The organism is Thalassobacillus devorans MSP14 (assembly GCF_000496835.1).
In the GTDB taxonomy this organism is placed as follows: domain Bacteria; phylum Bacillota; class Bacilli; order Bacillales; family Halobacillaceae; genus Thalassobacillus; species Thalassobacillus devorans_B.
The window spans coordinates 1,665,426-1,689,362 of the sequence record NZ_KI543236.1 but is presented as its reverse complement, the minus strand read 5'-3'; the positions used below and the strand labels follow the sequence as shown (position 1 = coordinate 1,689,362).

The window sequence follows — 23,937 nt, the reverse complement described above, 5'->3', positions numbered from 1 at the left end:
CATAACTCTCATCTGCATAATTTTAAAATTAAATTGGAGTTGGCAGGCGGGGTTTTCTTATTGATTCGTATATTTTACCTTTTCTGTGCATAAAGTGGAACAGAGATGGATGTTGCGTCATAAGGGAGGAGGAAAGTACGTGACTAATGATAACAAGAATGTGTTTTCATTTTATTTAGACGAATCGTTATGGTTTGAAAGAGGACAGGAAGTCAAAGAGCTGATGGGGATTTCACTGGATCCGGAAATTGTCATACATCCCTTGGATGAGACAGTATTGATTCAAGGAGCGATCAACCTTACTGGTGAATACTTTGCTAAAACAGATGAGGAATCAGATACGGAAACTGTAGCTCCTTTCCCTTCCAGGAAGATTGTTGAAAGGGTGGAACAGGAAGAAGAGGGTGCAAGTCAGTTTTATCATCAGTTTCCTGTAGAGGTATCCATACCCAGAAATCGGGTTGAAAATGTAGATGATGTATCTGTTAGTATTGATGTTTTTGATTATGAGTTGCCTTCAGAAAACCAGCTCAAGCTGCATGCAACTATTGCGATTCACGGAATAGAAGAGACGGAAAGAGAAAAAGAGGGGGCGGCAGAGTCCGAGGCAAGGAGCGAAAACAATGTTGCCTGGGAACAATCTTATCAATTTGAAGTGGATTATCCAGAAAATGATGAAGCTTCAGCTTCTCCTGAGGCAAATACTTCATCTTTCGAGCAGGAGAATCCAGTCATGGAGGAAGAAGTTGTGGAATCTAAATCGGAATCTTCAAGCGGGGATCGTTGGAAATATAAAAAAGTCCAGACTCTCTCTGAATTTTTCAACCATGAAGCTGCTCCGGAAGTAGAAGAAAATGAGCCTAGTCCTTCTCCATCCTATGAAGCATCTCCTTCACTGGAATATAAGGGGGATGAAGTGGAAGGGCAGGATGACGAGGGAGAAACTGAGGCTGAAAGCCGTAATCTCGGCAATCAATTACTGTTCAGTATGTTTGAAGACCGGGAAGAAACCTATACGAAGATGAAAATGTGTATCGTTCAAGAGGAAGATACACTGGAAAGTATTGCAGACCGCTACCAAATTTCTATCACTCATTTGACGAAGGTGAATAATGTATTCGAGGATGATCTTAAACCTGGTAAAATCATTTATATTCCTTCGCAATCATAATAGGATTCTTAAAAAGGCTGTCCTGGAAGATCCATCCCTTCCTCGGCAGCCCGATCTGTTTTGAGGGAGGGATTTTTTTGAATTACTTACAAAAGGTTATCGACAAGTATGGAATGTCGATCCAAAGAGCTGAACAAATTACTAAGAAGCTATATCGCATTCAAACCGATTACGGTGATTTTGCCCTAAAACAATCCCGCTATCACTCCAATGAAGAAAATAAATGGAATTCCATCGTAGACTGGCTGGAAGCTAACGGTGGGCACCTTGCTCCACCGTTAGCCCGAACAAAAAATAGCCGCTCCTATGTAAAAAGTGAAGAATGGCTTTATTATCTTACACCATGGGTGCAGCACACCAAGGATGAGTATCCCAGTCATGATATAGAAAGTTTTTATCGAAGCCTCGGAATATTGCATAAACAAACAAAGCAGACATCTCAGGACAATTATCACTACATTGAATATTTGGGGAATAGGAAAGAAGCCAGTGAGCAGGCACATCAGCAACTGCTTGTTCAGATAGAAGGGTTCGAAAAGCGTCGTTATATGTCCCCCTTGGGACTGGCTGTTTGTTCACAATACAAGCAGATTCATTATTCATTAGAATTTATGAAAGATTTATTTCGGGAGTTTCCTGATCGGGAAAACATTTCCGGGGAAATCCCTCAGGTTATGAATCACGGAAATTTAAAAAACGATCATATCATCCAATATCACGGGCATAGTTATTTTCTGAATTGGGAGCAAATGTTTGTTGGACCTGCCATGTTGGATGTCAGCAGGTTCTTTTTAAATGATTTTCGTTTTCATGACAGTCCTGTTGAAGCATATTCAAAGAAATTTCATGTCTATGAGCAATTATATGGGATAACAAACCAGGAGCGTCTTTTTTTAGCGATTCATCTAATTGATCCTCACCATTATTTCCATCGACTGGATCAGTTGACAGCGGATGAACATTCAAGTGAGCTTGAAAAGGTACAGAGATTAGAGAAGAGTTTTCGGCGTATGGTATATGGGCGAGTGATTGCCGAATCTCTTTTTTCTTCTTTTCAAGCTCAGCAGGTAAAAGAAAACGAGTCTATATCCACTCCAGATGAAACGCAATGAATATTCCTATGAATATACCAAGCAAAAATACATCCAGCGTTGTCGGAAATATGAGTGTGCGCAGTAATTGAAAAATCATCAGCGGCAGCATCGCTTTTTCAATAATATAAAGCCACCTGCGACACCAGGGAGGAAGCCGGTAACGGTACAGTCTGCTCATCTTAATCACCTCTTTTTTATAAAATATGATGAATTGGGTAAAATGATGAAAATGCGGATTTTAGCAGCAGAAATTAAGTAACTGTTGATTTTAAATACATTTCTCTATACAATATGAAATATAATTGAACACGTGAAATGCCGTGATGGGGAAGAGTACAGGATGCAAACCCACAGAGAGGAAAACATATGCTGAAAGTTTTCCGGAATATTGCGTGCTGGAAGGTCACCCCGGATGCAGCTTCTTTGAAAGGGAAAAAGTAGAAGAAGCCGGTTTGAAACCGTTAACGAATGAAGTGCACAAGGGAGAAGTGTTTTACCTTGTGAATAAAGGTGGTACCACGTAGATTAATCTCTTTCGTCCTTTTTGGATGGAAGGGATTTTTTTATTTTTACTTTATAAAAGTTTAACTTTGTTAAATAAAAATCTTAGGTTTTCGTTATAAGCCATAGCGACAAGCAAAGTTTTTCTAACACGGCACTTTATTTATTTACTTAAAGGAGGAAATGCTTTATGACCAAACAGGAAGTATCATTACCGCCAAAGTACGAACCGACGACAGTTGAAAAAGGAAGGTACAAATATTGGGTGGATGGAAAATTTTTCGAAGCAACAGGTGACAAATCGAAAGAACCTTATACAGTTGTCATCCCGCCACCGAACGTTACCGGTAAACTACACCTTGGTCACGCATGGGATACTACATTGCAAGATATCATAACACGGGCAAAAAGGATGCAAGGGTACGATGTATTATGGCTGCCAGGCATGGACCATGCAGGTATCGCAACCCAGGCAAAAGTAGAAGCCAAACTGAAAGAACAAGGCCTTTCCCGTTATGATTTAGGCAGAGAAAAATTCCTGGAACAGGCCTGGTCATGGAAAGAAGAATATGCAGATTTCATTCGCACCCAGTGGGAGAAACTGGGCCTTGGACTCGATTACTCCCGGGAGCGTTTTACCTTAGATGAAGGGTTATCTGATGCAGTTAAAGAAGTTTTTGTGAAACTATATGAAAAAGATTTGATTTACCGTGGTGAATACATTATCAATTGGGATCCAGCTACGAAAACCGCCCTCTCTGATATCGAGGTTATTTATAAAGATGTCACCGGGCATTTTTATCATATGAAATATCCATTAAGTGATGGCTCCGGTCATATTGAAATAGCTACTACACGTCCGGAAACAATGTTAGGCGATACTGCAGTAGCTGTACATCCTGAAGATGAACGCTATAAGCATCTGATCGGTAAAAAGGTTACATTGCCTGTTACCGGCCGCGAAATTGAAATTGTTGCAGATGATTATGTGGATATGGAATTTGGTTCAGGTGCAGTGAAAATCACTCCCGCCCATGACCCGAACGACTTTGAAATTGGAAACCGTCACAACTTAGAACGGATTCTGGTTATGAATGAAGATGGTACCATGAATGAAAACGCAGGCAAGTACCAGGGAATGGACCGCTTTGAATGCCGTAAACAACTGGTGAAGGATTTGCAGGAGCAAGGTGTTTTATTTGATATTGAAGATCATGACCATTCCGTAGGTCACTCCGAGCGTAGTGGGGCTGTCGTTGAGCCTTACCTTTCCACTCAATGGTTTGTCAATATGGAGCCGCTTGCGAAGGAAGCGATTAAGCTTCAGCAAGGTGATGACAAAGTGCACTTTGTACCGGATCGTTTTGAAAAAACTTACCTTCACTGGATGGAAAATATCCGGGACTGGTGTATTTCAAGACAGTTATGGTGGGGGCATCGTATCCCGGCCTGGTATCATAAACAAACTGGTGAAATTTATGTAGGCAAAGAAGCTCCAAAGGATGAACAAAATTGGGAGCAGGATAAAGATGTATTGGATACATGGTTCTCCTCCGCATTGTGGCCATTCTCCACAATGGGCTGGCCGGATGAAAACAATGAAGATTTTCAACGTCACTTCCCTACTGATGCCCTGGTCACAGGTTATGATATCATCTTTTTCTGGGTGAGCCGCATGATATTCCAGTCCATCGAATTTACAGATCGTCGCCCATTCAAAGACGTTTTGATTCATGGTCTGGTCAGGGATGCTGAAGGCAGGAAGATGAGCAAGTCTCTTGGTAACGGGGTAGATCCGATGGATGTCATCGAAAAGTATGGAGCGGACTCACTACGATATTTCTTATCTACAGGGTCAGCGCCTGGGCAGGATTTGCGTTTCCAATGGGAAAAAGTAGAATCAACCTGGAACTTTGTCAACAAAATATGGAATGCTTCCCGTTTTGCATTAATGAATATGGGAGATATGAAATATGAAGATATTGATTTGTCCGGAGAAAAATCGGTAGCAGACCAATGGATTTTGACTCGCTTGAACCAAACGGTAGAACAAGTGACTAAGAATATCGACCGCTATGAATTCGGGGAAGCTGGTCGTCACCTATATAATTTCATCTGGGATGAGTTCTGTGACTGGTATATTGAAATGGCAAAGCTGCCTTTATATGGTGAAGATGAAGCGAAGATTAAAACAACTCGCTCGGTACTTGCGTATACACTGGATTATATCATGAGGATGCTGCATCCATTCATGCCATTTGTTACAGAAGAGATCTGGCAGAATTTACCGCATGAAGGTGAGTCTATTACCCAGGCAGCCTGGCCGAAAGTGAAGCCGGAATTCGATAATGAGAATGCTGTTGGTGAAATGGAACGACTCGTAAATATCATTCGTGCCGTTCGTAATATTCGAGCGGAAGTGGATACACCGATGTCCAAAGAGATTCAGTTGATGATTCAGGCGAAAAATGAAGAAGTAGAGAAAGAATTAGAGGCGAATCGCAACTACTTGGAACGCTTCTGTAACCCAAGTGAACTTACAATAGCAACAAGCCTGCAATCCCCGGAAAAAGCGATGTCTGCTGTTGTAACGGGTGCTGAGCTTTACCTCCCATTAGCTGGACTGATCAATATCGCAGATGAAATCAAACGTCTGGAAATAGAGAGAGAAAAATGGGATAAAGAAGTGGAGCGAGTCCAGAAGAAACTTTCCAATGAAGGTTTTGTCAGTAAAGCTCCAGAGCACGTAGTCGAAGAAGAACGCAGAAAAGAAACCGACTATCTAGATAAGCGTGCAAAAGTAGAAGCGCGGATTAAAGAGTTGAAATCGTAAAGAACAGGAAAACTTGAGGGTGTTCCAAGAGGGGATGCCCTCTCTTTGTTGTGAAGCGAGGAGGATCAGATGGTGACGTATGAAAAAGCAATAGAATGGATTCACAGTCGGGAAAAATTCAAAATTAAACCAGGGCTGAAACGGATGGAATGGATGATGGATAAACTGGGCCATCCAGAGCGAGAGTTGAATGCCATCCATATTGCCGGAACAAATGGAAAAGGTTCGACACTTTCTTTTTTACGTAATCTGCTGGAAGCACAGGGTAAGAATGTCGGTACATTCACCTCTCCATACATTATTCACTTCAATGAACGTATCAGTGTGAATGGAAAACCAATACAAAATGATGATTGGCTGCAGTTAGTAGAAACGATTAAGCCCTTGTCTGAAGAGATAGGCCGGACACATTTAGGAGAACCCACCGAATTTGAAGTCATTACGGCCATGGCCTTACTATATTTCAAACAGGCAAATCTTGATTTTATCATTTTGGAAACCGGGTTAGGCGGGCGCTTTGATTCTACTAATATCATTCAACCAGCCGTGGCAGCTATAACTAATATAGGTCTCGATCACATGAATATTCTTGGGGACAGCTACGAAAAAATCGCTTTGGAAAAAGCTGGTATAATCAAAAATCATGTCCCGGTTGTTACTGCTGTAGAAAATGAAGAAGCTATTCGAGTAATAGAGCAAAAATGTCAGGAAACATCCTCGAAACTTTTTCGCTTGAACCATGAGTTTTTTGTAAAGCATGAACGCAGTGATGAAGCAGGAGAACATTTTTACTTTTCCAACCGTTCCTATCAATCCCGACTACTGACAAGCTCCATGAAAGGCAGACATCAAGAAGCGAATGCTGGAACAGCCATAGAAATTATGGAGGTGTTGCGTGATAAAGGGTATCCGTTCCGTCCAGAAGATTACTATAATGGTATTATGTCAACAAGTTGGCCTGGAAGATTTGAAAAGATATCGGAAAGTCCTTTGGTTATCCTGGATGGAGCACATAATGAAGAGGGGATGGAAACCCTGATGAGAACTGTGGATGAACATCTCACTGGCAAGCGTAAATTTTTGCTCTATGCTGCCCTGGAAGATAAACCTGTAAAAGGAATGCTGAAGCAGCTTAAAGGTCATTTCGATCACATCACTTTCACAAGTTTTAACTTTCCTCGGGCAATGGATGCGCAGCAGTTAAAGCTCTTTTTTGATGGAGACAATGCTTGTGTGGAAAATGACTGGGAGAAAGCTATCGAAAACATGATAGGCAAAATGACCTATGACGACGTATTACTTGTGGCAGGTTCATTATATTTCATCTCTGATGTCAGAAATTACTTTGAATATAGGTCAAAGGTATGATAATATAATAGTTATCTGAAAATTGCTCACGGTAAAAGCGCATCTTTTGCATTCATCATCAAGCAATAAATGGTAAAAATATAATAGATTTGATGCAGGGAGATGCATGTAATGACAAAAGAGAAGGGGATTGCCATATGGTTGACCTGGCTTTTTGTATGGCCGATTAGTTTATATGGAGTTTATAGTTATATGGAACCAGCTTTTGGAGGGATAATGGTGGATCTATTCTCTTTTGCCATTTTAATTTGTATTGTCTCTTTATTTCCTCTCCTATTCAAAGAGGGACCAATCTTTTTGATCCAGGGAGTCAGTCTCGCAGTGTTTCTTTATTTCGGCTTATTCATGGAAATCGTCCTCACGCAGATTGGTGTTATCTCCCTGTTATTAAAGGTGCGGATCGCCCGTGAAGATCTGCACCGATTTCCGATGAACATGCTGATGTTTCTGGTGACTAGTATCGTTGGGGGAGCAACCTATTATCTTTTAGGCGGAGAACATGGTACAAAAGCCTATAATGATTTGTATGATATCTTTCCTATTCTGGCTTATGCGATAACTATATTTCTGGTGAATCAGACATTAATAAAGGTAATAGGAGTGCTATTACAAAAGCGGACATTTCAATTGATAGATCGTGCTACTTTATGGGAAACCTATACCACAGTGCTTATTTTCCCTGTTGGTTTCGTATTGTACAGACTATATTCTGATTTAGGAGTTGTAGCGGTTTATTATGTAGGAATCCCTTTTGTATTAATTTCTGCCATGCTAATGCTTTACCATACCAGTAAGCAGATTAATGGATATTTGCAAAAGACGAGTGATATCGGTCATGAGCTTACAGGACGTCTGAAATCGGAGGAAGTGATTGACCTTTTCATTTTTCGTGTGGCAGATCTGCTGCCTCTTAAATATATTTATATTTTTAATGTGAAAGATGATGAAAGGTTATCCTTGATTCGCTTTTATGATGGAAGTGGCGAACATAGCTTTCCGGAATTCACCTTAAGACCAGGGGAGGGTGTTAGCGGCTATGTATGGAAGGAAGGAAAGGGAGTACGGTACAATAACCAACGCGAATGGCTTCATTTGAAAAGCGGGTATATCCCTGATGATGGAGAAAGCGTTCTATCACTTCCTGTTTATCGAAATCATGAAATTTTTTCGGTTATAACAGTTATTTCTAACCATAAGCGCGCATTTGAGAAGTATCAATATATGATCGTAGACATTTTGACCAATTATCTGGCTGTAGCTATTGAGAATGCAAACAATTATGAGTTCACTAAAAATAAGAGTGAACGCTGCCCTCTCACAAATCTATATAATTACCGTTACTTTGAAGAGCAATTAGAAAAAACATTTCTCACCAATAAAAATTTCAATCATCCCATCTCCCTTATTTTATTGGATATTGATCATTTCAAGGCAGTGAATGATACATATGGTCACCAAAGTGGTAACGAGATCCTATGCAGTGTAGCAGATTTGCTGAATAACGTGAATGGAAAGGGAGGTCTGGTGGCTCGCTATGGTGGAGAAGAGTTTGTGATTCTGTTGCCGGGCTATCCGCTAAGGAAAGCAATGAATATCGCTGACAAATTAAGAGAAAGTCTGGCAACAACTACTTTTTATGCTTATGACCATATTGTAAACCAGAATGGTCCGGTAGCCGTTTCTATTACAGCAAGTATAGGGGTAGCTAACTACCCTGACCATTGTGAAGAAGCCCTTGAGCTTGTCCGGCATGCGGACCGGGCTATGTACGTAGGTGCAAAACAACAAGGGCGCAACAAAGTTGCCAATTATGAAAGTTTACTGGGGATAGCCGAGTAATTCTATGCAGCTATCTCTGGTAAATGCTTTACCTTATCTCCGTTTTTCCTCAACCAACCCCACTATCCCCGAAGGAGAATGTTTGATGAACTTCATTTTTATAGTTTATTTTTTCATTATTGGTTTGGTATTCGGTTCTTTTTTTAATGTAGTCGGCTTTCGAATCCCAAAACAAACACTTTTGCAACATCAGCGTTCGCACTGTCCCTCATGCGGCAACCAGCTTTCATGGCAGGACTTAATCCCTGTTTTGTCTTATCTTCATCTGAAAGGAAGATGCCGGTATTGCCGGACCTCTATCTCTATAATTTACCCTTTTGTAGAACTCTTCACTGGAAGTTTATTCGCGTACAGTTATTATATCTTCGGATCAACAGTTGAACTTTTTACGGTTTTATTATTGATATCTCTGTTTAGCATCATTTTTGTCAGCGACATGACTTATATGTATATTCCGGATAAAGTACTGATCACATTTTTTTCGTTATTTTTCGTCCTTCGTATGCTGCATCCTACGATTACCTGGAGCAATGCTTTTCTGGGGGGGATTAGCGGAATTTTCCTCATAGGGATGATTATCCTTCTTAGTAAAGGAGGTATGGGCGCTGGAGATATGAAGTTATTTGGAATCATAGGCTTCGCCATGGGAATAGAGGGGATGATGGTTTCATTTTTTCTGGCTGTCATAAGCGGGGCTTGCCTTAGCATGGCTTTTCTAGTTTCGGGGAAAGTAGCAAGGAAACAACCCATTCCCTTTGGCCCATTTATCATCTTTGGAACTTTGACCGCCTACTTTTATAGTGACAAAATCCTGACATGGTACATTGCTTTCTTCTAACAAGATGCCGTTAAACCTCAGTTTTAATTTTCCAGTAAAGCTCCCTTTTGCTGAAGACTCAGTTTCGAGATAGTCGGGTCCGTTACCATGAGTGGAATGGAATGGTCCGGGAAACAACTCGCTTTCCAGCTGCATCGCCTAGACACTCGCGACATAAGCAGTCCATCAACGGGAAGAAAGAACACTTCCCTTTTGCTGTTCTGCTTATGCGTGTCGTGTCTCCCAAGGCGATTACGCATTTATTTCTTTCCTGCGGGGGACCTGGCAAGCTTCCTCGGGCTACGCCCTGTGGGATCTCGCCTAGCCCCTTCTCCCGCGGGAGTCTCGTCATTTCCCTGCCCATCCAGCCAGTTTAGTAATAAACGGCCTCTTCATGTGTGTAGCTGAAATCTTCATCTTGAGCCATTTATAAAGAATATAAAGGATGCAACGTTTTCTTTCAAAATTATCATAGTGAGGTTTCGTCAAGTATGGTTTCGAGTGCTTTTTATGGCAAAGGGCGTAGGGAAACGGTGAGACTCCTGTGGGAGCTGAGTGATAGGTGAGGCCCCGCAAGGCGAAGCCTGAGGAGACTCAGCACACGCCCACGGAAAGCGAATCGTTTCCCGAAGCCCCTCAACTTCAACAATATCTCGAAATCAAGTCTTCCCTAATCCGGCCATATTGTTGAATAAGTCTCATATGAAAACCCTGCATCACCGTTTAACAGTATTTTAACTAGTGAATGACTGCTTAAAAATAAATTGTCGAACGTTAATGGCATTCTGGTGACAAGTTTCGTCTACTTTTTTTAAACACTTTTGGTAGAGTAGTACAAAATGACCCAGAGGTGGTGGATCTAGTGGACAAGCAGGATAAAATCTCTATTAGGATGAATGGTAAAGAGACATTGATCCCTCGGGAAGAAGAGAAAGCAATCGAGGAGGTTGTTACTTCTCAGGAAGAACAGGCTGCTACAGCTGAAGTATATGAATACGAACACGCAGAACAAAAAAAAGTAATCAAACCTGAAGCTTGGAAAAAACATCCCTATTATAAAAAGAAAAAAAGGAAAAAAAAGCTTACTTCTCCCGTTAAGAATGTCATCGTTTCAGTCGTTGCCGCTCTATTGTTAGGACTCCTGCTCGGCTTTATTTTGCTCCGTATGTTCGTGGGTATTACTGAAAGTGATGGTGCAACGCCTTCAAGTACTGCCCCATCCACAGGAGATACAGAGAATGCTGCACCCGTAACAACAGGGAGGGTGACCGATATTAATCTTTCAGCTGTCAAAGCATATGTGGTACAGGCCGGATATTTTACGAGCAGGGAGAAAGCCGAGGAGTGGAGCGAAAATTATATAGATGAAGGATATCCTACCGTCATTTGGGAACGGGAGGGCGATGTTTTCCTGTTTACCGGTCTGGCTGGGAGTTATGAGGCTGCCAACGCTAAAGCATCTTCATTACAGGCAGACGATCTTCAAACCTATGTTAAACCCTGGGAAGTTGCAGCAACTGAAAAGGTGAACATAAAAGGAGCGGAACCCCTCAGCGGTTTCGCTGATTTATTCTATGCAACAATGGATGGAAAAGAAACAACTGAGGAATGGAATCAGCTTGCCGGGCGTCTGCCTGAAAATGATACATTCAAAGAACTCAAAGCCGCTATAAAAGATTTAAGTGAGTCAAGTGATCGTAGTCAACAAGATGTGCTTTTGTTAAAAGTTTGGAAAGGTTATGAAAATATTCTTAAAAAATAGGTGCATTAAGTGCCTATTTTTTATTTTTCTGTAATTATTAAACAAGGAAACAGGATAAGCTTATAATAAAAAATCAGATAATGTACAATAAAGAATAAGTTGAATTGCTATATATCTCCTTTTATTAATTCTAAAAAGTTTCATATACTGGTTAGAACCTCACAGTTGATTTTTGGGAAGGGTGTCAGGATGGAGAAATCATTAGTATTAGGATCAGCATCACCTAGAAGGAAGAGTCTGCTTGAATTGGCTGGCTTTCAGTTTGAAGTAAGAACCAGTGATGCGGATGAAACTGCTATCAGTAATAAAGAGCCTGAGATGTTAGTTCAAAGACTAGCACAGCTAAAGGCTGAACAAATTGTTACAACAGAGAATGAAGTATTAGTAACGGCGGATACCGTCGTGAGTTTTGCGGGAAAAGTGCTGGGTAAACCGGAGACCAGACGGGAAGCAATCGAAACACTCCAGTTATTAAGCGGCAAAACACATGAAGTTCATACTGGTGTGTTAATCCGGGGTTATGATCAATATAAAATCTTTGCCGTAAAAACCATCGTGAAATTCATGGAGTTGACGGAAGCCGACATCATTCGTTATGTAAATACCGGAGACCCTTTTGATAAGGCAGGAAGTTATGGGATTCAAACCAAGGGAGCATTGTTGGTAAAAGGAATTCGAGGTGATTATTATAATGTAGTCGGTCTGCCTATTGCATTTCTGGTGAAAGAGCTTGAAAAATTTGACATCACTCCATCCTGAAAAAATCTGTGAGGAAAAACAGGAAAGGGTGTAGTGAATTTGTCAGGTGCTCAGGTTATGTTGAAAGATGTGCCTTTAGCTGATAGGCCCAGGGAGCGTATGATCGAACATGGCCCCCGTCATTTATCAAACCAGGAACTGATAGCCATTCTTCTTGGCAGCGGCTCGAAAAACGATTCAGTGATGAACTTGTCCCAGCGTTTGCTGATACATTTTGAGGGTCTGGATCTTTTAAAGGACGCCACTATTGAAGAGTTGACAGCGATCAAAGGGGTAGGTACAGCTAAAGCTGTGCTCATCCAGGCAGCCTTGGAAATAGGTAAAAGAATTCATCGAATGAAGCCGCCGGAACGTTATATCATTCGCAGCCCGGAAGATGGGGCGGATTTTGTTATGGAAGAGTTGCGAGGGCTTAAACAGGAACATTTCATATGCCTTTTTCTAAATACCAAAAACCAAGTTCTGCATCGGCAGACGATTTTCATCGGAAGTCTCAACGCCTCCATCGTTCATCCACGAGAGGTTTATAAAGAAGCGGTGAAACGTTCAGCAGCATCGATTATTTGCATTCATAACCACCCCTCTGGCGATCCCACCCCATCGCAGGAAGATATCAATGTAACGAGGCGATTAGCAGAATCTGGTAAGATGATCGGCATTGAAATGTTAGATCATTTAGTGATAGGGGATCGGAAATTTGTTTCTCTAAAGGAAAAAGGATACTTGTAAGACTATCCATTTCTTCATTTTTTTCGTATAATTGAATAGATAGTGAAAGTGAGCGCCTTTTTATAAGCTGGATCTTATAATGGGCGCTTCTTTCTCTTGCTTAACTGGAAAATAAAATTATTAGATGACTAGAATACCCTCGAGATAGAGTAGAAAGGGAGATCGGTATTGGGTTTATTTGGTTTTTCACAGGATTTAGGAATTGATTTAGGTACAGCGAACACGTTGGTCTTTATAAAAAATAAAGGAGTCGTAGTCCGGGAGCCTTCTGTAGTAGCCCGCGACATTACGACAGGAAACATTGAAGCAGTTGGGAATCCTGCCAGAAATATGATTGGTCGTACACCTGGCAATATTTCTGTTGTACGTCCTATGAAAGATGGCGTCATAGCCGATTATGATACGACAGCTGAAATGATGAAATATTATATCAATAAAGCGATGAAAAATAGATCTAGTTTTGCAAGAAAGCCGAATGTGATGATCTGTGTTCCTTCAGGAATTACAATGGTCGAAGAACGTGCGGTCATTGATGCAACTAAGCAAGCCGGGGCGAAAGAAGCGTATCCGATTGCAGAACCTTTTGCCGCTGCTATTGGAGCAGGGCTTCCTGTATGGGAGCCGACTGGAAGCATGGTAGTAGATATCGGTGGCGGGACTACAGAAGTAGCGATTATTTCCTTAGGCGGAATTGTTACTTCCCAGTCTATCAGATTAGCCGGTGATGAAATGGATGATGCCGTTATGCAGTATATTCGGAAGCAATACAACCTGATGATCGGAGAACGTACCGCCGAAAATATCAAAATGGAAATAGGTGCAGCCGGTAGTCCTGAAGAAGATAAAGAGATGGATATCCGTGGAAGAGATTTATTGACAGGGCTGCCAAAAACAATTTCTATCAATGCTGCTGAAATTTCTACAGCATTAAAAGATACAGTAGATGCTATTATCGATGCGGTGAAAAATACATTGGAAAAAACACCTCCTGAATTGGCAGCTGATATCATGGACAGAGGGATTGTATTGACTGGGGGCGGTGCCTTGTTGAAGAATATGGACCAAGTTATCAGCGATGAAACAAAGATGCCTGTTTTTGTTGCTGACGATCCGCTTGATTGTGTGGCGATTGGTACGGGGAAATCGCTGGAATACATCCATCAATTTAAGGCGCAGCCAAACGTGGCCTCTAGAGCCAGAATGGAGTAACTGACGGTTCTATGCCTTCTTTTTTCAAAAAAAAACGACTTATTCTTATACTCGTCAGTTTCATTTTGCTCGTCGCATTGATTGGCTTTTCGCTAAGAGAGCGAAGTGAACTCACCTGGCCGGAGAAATTTGTCCATGATTCCGTCGGGTGGATACAAACAATATTTAACCAGCCCGTACAATTCATCCAAGGCACCTACGAAAATATACAGGACATCAGTAAAACATATGAGCAGAACGAAATATTGAAATCGCGTCTATCCCGATATAAAAGTATCATGCAAGAAAATCAGATGCTGAAAAAAGAGAATGAAGAACTTCGTTCAAGTCTCGAATACCAGGATAGCCTGACAGATTATGAGCCTATCGATGCTTCAGTCATAGCAAGGAGTTCAGAGAGATGGTTCAGCCAGATGATTGTGAACCGGGGCGAGGCTCATGGAGTTAAGAGGAATATGGCAGTTATCACAGGTGAAGGAATGATCGGAAAGATTCAGTCAACCGACAAGTTTCATTCTACTGTCCGGTTACTAAGCGGGTTCGGTTTGTCCAACCGTATTTCTGCATGGGTGTGGCAGGAAGATCAGCCAATTCACGGCTTGATTCAGGGATATGATGAAGAAACTGAGTCATTATTATTAAAAGAAATTGACTATGACGCAGAGATTAAGAAAGGAGAAAAGGTTGTTTCATCTGGTAAAGGCGGAGTCTTTCCGGCAGGTTTACTGATTGGAGAAGTTACCAAGGTTGAAATGGATCAGTATGGTTTGACACAAACGGCTTATGTAGAGCCTGCCGCTGATCTTTATGACATCAATCAGGTAATGATTGTAGACAGGAGCATGCCTACCTATGATATGGAGCAAAAAAATGAGGAGGAAGAGGAATGAGAAAACGTTTCTATCTTCCTTTGATATTACTTTTTCTGCTTGTCTTACAAGGACTTGCTATGAGCCTGCTTCCAGCAAGTTTAGCTTATTCGGATTTACTGATTACCCCTCATTGGGTACTTGTGATCCTGATACTTATCGCTGTTTTTTTTGATAACGATGATACCTATTACTCCCTGTTATATGCAATTCTGTTCGGTCTATTGATTGATATGGTTTATACAAGTATTTTAGGGGTTTATATGTTTACGTATGGCATCGTCATCTATTTAGCTCACGGGCTTAAAAAAATGCTTCACGGAAACTTTATTGTAGCTGTCTTATTGGCATTGTTTGGCCTGGCTCTGACAGAATTACTTTTATATACGATTTACTCCTTCGTCCAAGTGACCCAAATGACGTGGGAAGCGTTTTTGACAAAGAGAATGCTGCCGACGGGGATAGCTAATCTACTCTTCTTTTTACTTGCCTATCCGATTGTAAAAGGAAAACTGGAAAAGTGGGCAGCAAATTGACTGAGCAACTGATCTTCCCTATTGCATTGGGAAGCGGATCCTTGCAGGCTGGAGGGAACTAAGGTGATAGCAAATCAACAACTAATAACAATTAAAGGCACGAGGGACGGGTTAATTTTAAAAATAGATGACCAATGTGCCTATGAAAATGTCCTGGAAGAATTAAAAGAAAAACTTTCTCTGAATGCTTTGCTGGAGGAAGACCGGCTGATATCGGTTAATATTCAACTTGGGAACCGGTATGTTACCAGAGAACAAAAAGAAACGCTGAAAAAAGTAGTAAGGGAAAACCAGAATCTTGTGGTCGGAAAGATAGAATCTAATGTCCTAACAATAGAGGAAGCTTCAGAATGGAAAAAGCATGCAGAAGTAAAGCCTTTAGTGAGGGTAGTAAGATCAGGACAGGTGATCAATGTTGAGGGAGACTTATTATTGATCGGAGATGTCAATCCTGGTGGCAAGGTGATGGCTTCAGGTAATATTTTTGTGATGGGAAGCCTCCGAGGGATTGCGCATGCTGGCGTTGATGGAGATTCCCGTGCTGTCATCGCCGCTTCATATATGCAGCCGAGCCAATTAAGAATTGCCGATGCAATCAGCAGAGCCCCTGATCATGAGACAGAGGGCGTCTATATGGAATGCGGCTATTTGAATGAAAATGAAGACAAAATTTTGATTGACCGTCTTCAGGATATCATTAAAAAAAGGCCGGACATCAGCAGTTTTGAAAGGAGAATGCTTAATGGGTGAGGCTATTGTTGTAACCTCTGGTAAAGGTGGGGTAGGTAAAACAACAACTACTGCCAATATCGGTACAGCACTTGCATTACTTGGTAAAAAAGTTTGCCTCATTGATACGGATATCGGGTTACGGAACCTTGATGTAATTATGGGGCTTGAAAACCGTATTATCTTCGATCTTGTGGACGTAGTGCAAGAGCGGGTGAAAATCAAACAGGCTTTAGTTCCCGACAAACGTTTTGATTGTCTGCAATTGCTTCCGGCAGCACAAACAAGTGACAAATCCGAAGTGACACCAGAAGCCATGAAAAAAATTGCAGATGAATTAAAACAGGAGTTCGACTACATAATCATCGATTGTCCGGCAGGAATCGAACAAGGGTATAAAAATGCCGTAGCCGGTGCGGATAAAGCAGTTGTCGTTACCAATCCGGAAAAATCGAGTGTTCGGGATGCCGATCGAATCATTGGTTTATTAGAACAGGAAGATATCGAGCCACCCAAATTGATCGTCAATCGTATCCGTCATCATATGGTTCAAACTGGAGATATGCTGGATGTGGATGAAATTGTATCTGTATTATCCATCGATTTACTAGGTGTGGTTGCAGATGATGATGAAGTGATCAAGGCATCTAACAGTGGGGAACCCGTAGCCCTGCACCCAAATACAAAATCATCGCTTGCTTATCGGAATATAGCGCGAAGGATATTAGGTGAATCAGTTCCGTTGCTTTCTTTTGATGAAGAAAAAGGCTTTTTCACTAAAGTTAAAAAATTCTTTGGAATTCGAAGCTGATCCCCCGGACTGTCTCTGTAGAGGCAGTCTTTTTTATGTCTCTAATTTCAGAACTAAATTTACACATAAGCTCCCAATTGCTGAAGACTCAGTTTCGAGATTACAGGTAGCGATTATGGCGGCTGGGAAAACGGGTCGCTTTCCGTGGGCATGTGGTGAGCTTCCTCAGGCTTCGCCTTGCGGGATCTCACCGATCATGTTCATCCCACAGGAGTCTCACCGTTTTCCCCGCCGCCATACGTTTATTTGTGTCTCGAAACTTTATCAGGAATAGCGTATTTATAACACAGAAAGTACAAGCACGATTTCGAGTGCTTTATATTGGCAAGGGGCATGGGGGAAGGTTGAGACTCCTGCGGGAAAGGATAGACTGGCAAGACCCCGCAGAGCTTTAGCTCGAGGAGGCTTGCCGGCTTCCCCGCGGAAAGCGAATCCTTCCCCCACGCCCCTAAACTCTACCAAACATCTCGAAATCAAGTCTTCCACAATACGGCCATATAATGGAATAGGCCTTTTATAAAAAACAACTAAATAACAGTTAGAAAGAGCCTGCTATTAAGTTGTTTGGAGGCAGTATTTTTTTCGGTATTCATACTTGTGGGATTTTACACATAGACTTGTACAAATCTCATTTAAGGGACGGGGCTGCTATGGGAAAAGATATTGAAAAAGTGCGTAAAAATATTGCGTCACGAAAGCGTGAAAAAAACTTAAATAAAAAGAAGTATGCCGACATGCCAAAGGCTATGTATTACTCTGTACAGGAAGAGGAGAAACATGGATATCTTCCGTTTGCACACTCTTCACCTGGACAAGCCGGACAAAAGCAGGAACCAAAAACAGGATTTTTCTTATTGAAACTGATTATTGCATCCTGTTTATTTTTTGCTGTTGCGAGCATAGTGCAAATGGAAGCTGGATGGTTACAAAAGCCCAAAGCATGGGTGGTGCATAATATGAATGAAGATTTTCCATTTGCTGCAGTAACCTCATGGTATCAAGACAAGTTTGGTAGTCCATTACAATTGGTGGAACCAGATCAGGGTGTAGAGCCAAATCAAGCAGCATTACCGGTCAGCGGAGTCGTAAGCGAAACTTTTCAAACGCACGGGAAAGGCATAGTCATGACTTCAGAGCAACCTTCTGAAGTCGTTGCAATGGATGAAGGTACCGTTGTGTTTGCCGGAAAAGATTCACAAACGGAGCAAACCATTATCATCCAGCATGTGGATGGTAGTAAAAGTACGTATGGTTATTTATCATCCATTGATGTGCATCTTTATGAACATGTGAAGCCAAACGATGTCATTGGGAGCGTGAAACCTGAACAAGGAAAAGCCGGCAGCTTCTTTTTTGCAGTTGAAAAGGATAATAAATATATAGATCCTGTTGAGGCGATAAAAGTTGATGAAACTCCGTGAATTTATTTCTAATCTTCATCTGCATCCGATTTTGATATTATTTGTTTTTACTTCTTTGATTACAGGGGCTTTTATTGAGCTCCTTATTTTATTTTTAATAGTGCTCGTCCATGAATGGGGCCATTACCGTATGGCAAAATCTTTCAACTGGCGTATCAGGAAGGTGACCTTATGGCTTTTCGGGGGAACGATGGAAGCGGAGGAGCATGGAAACCGTCCTTTGCGAGAGCAGCTTTTTGTGACACTGGCCGGACCTTTTCAACATATATGGATGTTGAGTATTCTTTATGCATGGATGATTTTCTTACCTGCCTCATCGAACCTGATCAATATTGCAATTTCATACAATTGGCTGATTTTTGCATTCAACCTCTTGCCAATCTGGCCATTGGATGGAGGGAAGTTGTTGTTTTACCTTCTTAATTGCTTTTTTCCTTACCGGAAATCCCATCACCTTGCCATCATTTTATCCTGTGTATTATTAACTGTGGCTATCTTTGTGCTGACAGTATCTTCTTATTTTACGCTGCATGGATGCCTATTGGCAGCTTTCTTGTTGTTAGAAAATCGGCTAGAATGGAAACGACGTTATTATTTGTTTATCCGTTATCTGATGCACCGTTACCGAAAACCGCCATCTCCGGCTAAAGTGGTAACACACCCGATAGATCCATATGAAACCATATGGACTGTACTGGTCCGGATGAGGAATGATAGACAGTTTCTGTACGTATGTAAAGACAGGAGAGAAAAGTTAGTGGTTAAAGAAAGTGATTGTTTGAAACATTTCTTCACTTATGGAAACCCTAACCTTCCTGTACGTGAGTTGTATCAGTAGATAGAAAGAGGTAAAAGATGAGACAGTTATTTATTTCCAATAGAACAACCGAGAAGGCCGCCATGCTCTATGAAAACAACCGTTTAATGGAAGTGTATTTCGATCGGGATACCAGCCGTTCGCAAATAGACGATGTCTATCTCGGGAAGGTTGTTAGAATCGAGCAGGGTTTGCAAGCAGCTTTTGTTAATATAGGTATGAAAAGCAATGGTTTTATACGTCAGGAGGATGTGAAAAGCGGTACTGGAAGGATAGAGTCGTTACTTACAGAAGGGCAATATATTTATGTTCAAGTAAAAAAAGATGGAGTCGGCAACAAGGGACCGCTCCTCACAACTGATATTACTATTCCAGGCGCATATATCATATATTTACCCCATAGAGCCCAGGTATCTGTATCTAATAAGATTTCCAAAGAAGAACAGATACGGTGGAAACAGCTTGTAACAGAATGGCTGGATGAGGGGGAAGGGGCAATCATCAGGACCAATGCCCAATCTATGGAAAATGAAATCATAAAAGGAGAATTGAAAGCTCTAAAGAAGAGGTGGAAGGAAAGTGTCGAGGGCCCTTCTAAAAAAAATCCAGGAGTAATCTTAAAGTCCAGACTTATTCCGGATCATATACTAAGGAAATACCCTGCCCATTTGATTGATGAATGTGTTGTAGATGATGTTGATTTATCCAGGCAATTGCAAAACCGGTACCCAGAATACAAAAGTCGCATTACCTGGAATAAGTTTTGGCATAAAGAAGACCATTCTATCAAAGCAGCGCAGGAAGAAATGATTAATTCAGTGGTAGAAGCTGGACAAGGAATCAACTTGACTATAGAGGAAACAGAAGCAATGGTTGTTATTGATGTCGATAGCCAGGGTTTCACTGGAAGGTCGAACAAACAACATACCGCATACCAGGTCAACCTTGCTGCTGTGAAAGAAATTGCCCGTCAAATCAGGCTGAGGAACCTTTCTGGAATTATCATCATTGATTTCATTAACACAGATTCCCGGGACTGGGACAGGAAAATTGCAAAAGCTCTATCAAACGCATTAAAAGAGGATCCTGTTCCATCCCGGTGCCACGGTTTCACAACCCTTGGTCTTTTTGAATTAACCCGGAAACGTGAACTGCCCTCCTGGCGAAGTAAATTAATAGAAGAAACAACGGTGCATAAGAATCTGGTCACCACAGTATACGAGCTGGAAAGAGAATTATTAGGATATGAAGATTCCTCTCATGAATCAGTTCTGGTGGCTATTTCTCCAGATGTGGCCGACTTGAAAAAACAATTGCTTTCTACTTCTGTATCTAGTAAAATTCCACAGGAAGTCTTTTTCCGGATCGATCCTGTTCTCAGCGATTATCGTATTGAAATGGCTGGATCTGATGAAACGGTTAAGGAATATGTGGCAAGTCGCGGCTATCATGTTGACAAAAGCTTTTGAATCATGGTAACATCGTTATGTTATTCTAGTAGCACCCGACTGCTACAACCGCTCAGAACAGGTTTTCAAACCTAACTGGTACCTGGGATGGCGAGTCTTAGTTCTACGAGGAGGTGCAGTAATGTACGCAATTATTGAAACTGGTGGTAAACAATTCAAAGTGGAAGAAGGTCAATCCATCTACGTTGAGAAAGTCAACGGGGAAAATGGGGATTCTGTCACTTTTGACAAAGTACTTTTCATTGGTGGAGGAGACGACGTTAAAGTTGGTGCTCCATTCGTAGATGGTGCTTCTGTTACAGCTAAAGTTGAGAAACAAGGCCGTCAGAAGAAGATCACTGTCTTCAAATATAAGCCAAAGAAAAACTACAAGCGTAAGCAAGGTCATCGTCAGCCTTACACTAAGCTGACAATTGATAAAATTAATGCGTAAGGCTTGTGTATTATGATTAAAGTGCTGATAGACCGTAATGACAATGAATTGACTGGTTTTGAGATATCAGGCCATGCAGAAAGCGGTCCATATGGACATGATCTTGTATGTGCAGCTGTATCAGCTGTCTCCTTTGGAGCAGTCAATGCCGTCATGGAGTTATGCGGGGTAGAACCAGCCATCGATCAAGGCGGTGAAGGTGGGTTCCTGCGAGTCATGCTCCCGGACAATCTGGAAGCAGAAACAAAAAGGAAGGCACAGCTGCTGATTGAAGGAATGTTGGTATCTCTACAGACCATTGAACAAGATTATAATCAATATATAACGATATCGGAACGATAAGGAGGTGCAACCCATGCTACGTCTAGATTTGCAATTCTTCGCCCAAAAGAAGGGTGTAGGTAGTACAAAGAACGGCCGTGATTCCGAGGCGAAACGTCTTGGAGCCAAGCGTGCTGATGGACAATTTGTTTCTGGTGGCTCTATCCTTTACCGTCAACGCGGTACAAAGATCTATCCAGGTACAAACGTAGGTCGTGGCGGCGACGACACACTATTTGCGAAAGTTGATGGTGTTGTCAAGTTCGAACGCTACGGGCGTAACCGTAAGAAAGTCAGTGTTTATCCAGCTGCTCAAGAAGCGTAAATCGCTGGTATCCAGATAAATACGAGGCGAAAAGCCGCGCTATGCATTTGCATCAGCGCGGTTTTTTTTAATGGAATGGAAGGGTTGTTACAGGTACACTGGTATTCCGGCGCATAGTTGTATTCCGATGAAAAACATGGCGTGTTATAAGTGTTACACGTGTATCCTTATAATTCTTACTTTAAGGCAGAGTCGCCTTCACTAATGATATTTGCTATAATTCTTTTATTACGTAATTATCGGAAGGGGAGGGGCCTGTATGCAAGCGGATGAAGTCATGGATATGATGCGTCATGCCCGTCATGATTGGATGAATGAAATGCAGCTGATCCAGGGGTATGCTTCAATGGGGAAAATGGATCGGGTAAAAGAAAAACTTGCTGATGTTTTGGCTAACGCTGATGAAGAACGGCGGTTAATGAACTTGAATGCCCCCTACTTGTCTTTATGGCTGATGTCTTTCAACTGGTATCATCCTTATTACAGGCTTACATATCAAGTTAAAGGGGACAGGCATGATTTGCGCCAAAAGGATATAACCCTGTATGCCCAATGTAAAGAAGTCATCCATACAATGGAAAACTTCAGCGATTCTTCTGTTCTTTATCATGGTCTTATGACCATTGAAGCTGACAGCGAAGGCCGGATAGCAATTGATATTATGTTGAAAGGGAAATTCAGCAATCCTTCTTTGCTAAAAGAACCTCTCGAAGCAAAAGAATATATCGAGTCGGTTGAAATTGAGAAGACAGAACAGTATCATCAAGTAACAGCTAAAATGAATGTAGAAGTAAAGAGGTGATGGGCATGTTTGTCGATCAAGTTAAAGTTTATGTTAAAGGTGGAGACGGCGGTAACGGTTTAGTGGCTTTCCGCCGAGAAAAATATGTACCGAATGGAGGCCCTGCCGGTGGAGACGGAGGAAATGGCGGCGACGTCGTTTTTGAAGTTGACGAAGGGCTTAATACATTGATGGATTTCCGCTATCAGCGTCACTTTAAAGCAAAAAGAGGAGAAAATGGGATGAGTAAAGGACAGCACGGGAAAAATGCGGAGCCTTTAATCGTCCCTGTCCCCCCTGGTACCACAGTGAAAGATGCTGATACGGGTGAAGTAATCGCCGATCTTGTGGAGCATAAACAACGTGCGGTTATCGCAAAGGGAGGCAGAGGCGGTCGAGGAAATATCCGTTTTGCTACTGCCCGAAACCCTGCACCGGAGCTGGCCGAGAATGGAGAGCCTGCTCAAGAACGTGATATACAAGTAGAATTGAAATTGATTGCTGATGTCGGGTTAGTGGGATTTCCCAGTGTAGGAAAGTCCACTTTGCTTTCAGTAATTTCAGCAGCAAAGCCTAAGATTGCCGATTATCATTTTACAACACTTGCCCCCAACCTCGGGGTAGTGGAAACCGCGGATCAGAGAAGTTTTGTTATGGCAGATCTTCCAGGATTGATTGAAGGGGCTCATGAAGGAGTCGGGCTAGGTTATCAATTCCTTCGACATGTAGAACGGACAAGGGTCATTGTGCACGTGATTGATATGGCAGCAACCGAGGGAAGGGATCCTTATCAGGACTATCAAACAATCAATCAGGAACTTTTTGAGTATGATGAACGATTAAAGGAAAGACCGCAAATCATTGCGGCTAACAAAATGGATATGCCTGGTGCAGACGAGCAATTAGAATTATTCAGACAGCAGCTTGATGGTGAATACCCGGTTTATCCGATCTCTACGCTAACTAAAAGTGGCTTGCAGGATTTATTGTTTGATGTAGCGGATACGCTCGAACGAATTCCTAAAGATAGTACTCCGATTGAAGAAAAAGAAGAACGTGTCCTCTATAAATATGAAAGAGAAGATGTTCCATTCAAGATCACACGTGATCCGGACGGAGCTTATGTACTTTATGGTGCTCAAATAGAGAAATTATTTAAAATGACTGACTTTAATCGAGATGAATCAATTCGCCGATTTGCCCGTCAAATGAGAGGGATGGGTGTCGATGACGCTTTACGTAAGCGTGGGGCTAAGGATGGAGATACCGTACGTCTGCTTGATTATGAATTCGAATTTGTTGAATAGAAAATCTTACCTTTAGCAACAAAGGTGAAGTACGCT

General features: G+C 41.7%; 23 protein-coding genes and 2 other annotated features. Of the genes, 22 read left to right on the top strand and 1 reads right to left on the bottom strand.

The window, feature by feature from the left end; translation table 11 throughout:
- Positions 1-139 precede the first annotated feature (139 nt).
- Both spoVID and P855_RS0109560 read left to right on the top strand, forming a co-directional pair.
- The gene (spoVID, locus tag P855_RS0109565) at positions 140-1,171 is read left to right on the top strand and encodes a stage VI sporulation protein D (protein WP_028783361.1); all 1,032 of its coding nucleotides are present in this window, start codon (positions 140-142) and stop codon (positions 1,169-1,171) included.
- A 77-nt stretch (positions 1,172-1,248) separates the two neighbouring features.
- A complete protein-coding gene (locus tag P855_RS0109560; RefSeq protein ID WP_028783360.1) occupies positions 1,249-2,283 on the top strand; it encodes a hypothetical protein in 1,035 nt (344 codons plus the stop codon).
- Here the strand turns inward: P855_RS0109560 and P855_RS21805 are convergent.
- Positions 2,255-2,443 carry a hypothetical protein gene (locus P855_RS21805; protein ID WP_084315653.1) on the bottom strand — a complete coding sequence of 63 codons (189 nt, stop codon included), beginning with the start codon at positions 2,441-2,443 and terminating at the stop codon, positions 2,255-2,257. The two genes, P855_RS0109560 and P855_RS21805, sit on opposite strands and share 29 nt — an antisense overlap.
- 133 nt (positions 2,444-2,576) lie before the next feature.
- Positions 2,577-2,811: a binding site (T-box leader), on the top strand.
- 145 nt (positions 2,812-2,956) lie between these two features.
- Between P855_RS21805 and P855_RS0109550 the strand changes: the two genes are divergently transcribed.
- From P855_RS0109550 to obgE, 20 genes are all read left to right on the top strand, one after another.
- Positions 2,957-5,599 (top strand): valine--tRNA ligase, encoded by a 2,643-nt coding sequence (locus P855_RS0109550; protein WP_028783359.1) that lies wholly within the window; start codon positions 2,957-2,959, stop codon positions 5,597-5,599.
- A gap of 69 nt (positions 5,600-5,668) precedes the next feature.
- Positions 5,669-6,967, top strand: coding sequence for a bifunctional folylpolyglutamate synthase/dihydrofolate synthase (locus P855_RS0109545; protein ID WP_028783358.1), 1,299 nt, complete (start codon positions 5,669-5,671; stop codon positions 6,965-6,967).
- A 111-nt stretch (positions 6,968-7,078) separates the two neighbouring features.
- Entirely contained in the window at positions 7,079-8,806 is a 1,728-nt protein-coding gene (locus P855_RS0109540; RefSeq protein WP_028783357.1) for a sensor domain-containing diguanylate cyclase, read from the top strand.
- A gap of 85 nt (positions 8,807-8,891) precedes the next feature.
- A complete protein-coding gene (locus P855_RS0109535) occupies positions 8,892-9,644 on the top strand; it encodes a prepilin peptidase (protein ID WP_028783356.1) in 753 nt (250 codons plus the stop codon).
- A gap of 841 nt (positions 9,645-10,485) precedes the next feature.
- Complete coding sequence (locus P855_RS0109530) at positions 10,486-11,385, top strand: SPOR domain-containing protein (protein WP_028783355.1); 900 nt, start codon at positions 10,486-10,488, stop codon at positions 11,383-11,385.
- A gap of 189 nt (positions 11,386-11,574) precedes the next feature.
- Positions 11,575-12,144, top strand: coding sequence for a Maf family protein (locus P855_RS0109525; protein WP_028783354.1), 570 nt, complete (start codon positions 11,575-11,577; stop codon positions 12,142-12,144).
- Between the two features lie 57 nt (positions 12,145-12,201).
- On the top strand, positions 12,202-12,873 hold the full coding sequence (gene radC, locus P855_RS0109520; protein ID WP_037985751.1) for a RadC family protein: 672 nt from the start codon (positions 12,202-12,204) through the stop codon (positions 12,871-12,873).
- Between the two features lie 168 nt (positions 12,874-13,041).
- Positions 13,042-14,082, top strand: coding sequence for a rod shape-determining protein (locus tag P855_RS0109515; RefSeq protein ID WP_028783352.1), 1,041 nt, complete (start codon positions 13,042-13,044; stop codon positions 14,080-14,082).
- An 11-nt stretch (positions 14,083-14,093) separates the two neighbouring features.
- Positions 14,094-14,972, top strand: a complete 879-nt coding sequence (mreC, locus tag P855_RS0109510) for a rod shape-determining protein MreC (protein WP_028783351.1) — start codon at positions 14,094-14,096, stop codon at positions 14,970-14,972.
- Entirely contained in the window at positions 14,969-15,487 is a 519-nt protein-coding gene (gene mreD, locus P855_RS0109505) for a rod shape-determining protein MreD (RefSeq protein WP_028783350.1), read from the top strand. The genes mreC and mreD overlap by 4 nt, the downstream gene beginning before the upstream one ends.
- A gap of 63 nt (positions 15,488-15,550) precedes the next feature.
- Positions 15,551-16,237, top strand: coding sequence for a septum site-determining protein MinC (minC, locus tag P855_RS0109500; protein WP_028783349.1), 687 nt, complete (start codon positions 15,551-15,553; stop codon positions 16,235-16,237).
- Entirely contained in the window at positions 16,230-17,027 is a 798-nt protein-coding gene (minD, locus tag P855_RS0109495) for a septum site-determining protein MinD (protein WP_028783348.1), read from the top strand. The genes minC and minD overlap by 8 nt, the downstream gene beginning before the upstream one ends.
- Before the next feature lie 650 nt (positions 17,028-17,677).
- On the top strand, positions 17,678-18,448 hold the full coding sequence (locus P855_RS0109490) for a M23 family metallopeptidase (RefSeq protein WP_028783347.1): 771 nt from the start codon (positions 17,678-17,680) through the stop codon (positions 18,446-18,448).
- Positions 18,435-19,286 (top strand): site-2 protease family protein, encoded by an 852-nt coding sequence (locus P855_RS0109485; protein ID WP_028783346.1) that lies wholly within the window; start codon positions 18,435-18,437, stop codon positions 19,284-19,286. Before P855_RS0109490 ends, P855_RS0109485 begins: the two co-directional genes overlap by 14 nt.
- Positions 19,287-19,303: 17 nt before the next feature.
- Positions 19,304-20,734, top strand: a complete 1,431-nt coding sequence (locus P855_RS0109480; RefSeq protein WP_028783345.1) for a ribonuclease E/G — start codon at positions 19,304-19,306, stop codon at positions 20,732-20,734.
- Positions 20,735-20,770: 36 nt separating this feature from the next.
- Positions 20,771-20,842: a sequence feature (ribosomal protein L21 leader region), on the top strand.
- Positions 20,843-20,855: 13 nt separating this feature from the next.
- Positions 20,856-21,167 carry a 50S ribosomal protein L21 gene (gene rplU, locus P855_RS0109475; protein ID WP_028783344.1) on the top strand — a complete coding sequence of 104 codons (312 nt, stop codon included), beginning with the start codon at positions 20,856-20,858 and terminating at the stop codon, positions 21,165-21,167.
- Between the two features lie 12 nt (positions 21,168-21,179).
- Positions 21,180-21,509: a ribosomal-processing cysteine protease Prp gene (locus tag P855_RS0109470; protein WP_028783343.1), complete on the top strand. Its 330-nt coding sequence runs from the start codon at positions 21,180-21,182 to the stop codon at positions 21,507-21,509.
- A gap of 13 nt (positions 21,510-21,522) precedes the next feature.
- Positions 21,523-21,813: a 50S ribosomal protein L27 gene (gene rpmA, locus P855_RS0109465; protein WP_028783342.1), complete on the top strand. Its 291-nt coding sequence runs from the start codon at positions 21,523-21,525 to the stop codon at positions 21,811-21,813.
- 259 nt (positions 21,814-22,072) lie between these two features.
- The gene (locus P855_RS0109460; RefSeq protein ID WP_028783341.1) at positions 22,073-22,615 is read left to right on the top strand and encodes a Spo0B domain-containing protein; all 543 of its coding nucleotides are present in this window, start codon (positions 22,073-22,075) and stop codon (positions 22,613-22,615) included.
- Positions 22,616-22,620: 5 nt separating this feature from the next.
- Positions 22,621-23,901 carry a GTPase ObgE gene (gene obgE / locus P855_RS0109455; RefSeq protein ID WP_028783340.1) on the top strand — a complete coding sequence of 427 codons (1,281 nt, stop codon included), beginning with the start codon at positions 22,621-22,623 and terminating at the stop codon, positions 23,899-23,901.
- The last annotated feature ends 36 nt before the right edge of the window (positions 23,902-23,937 follow it).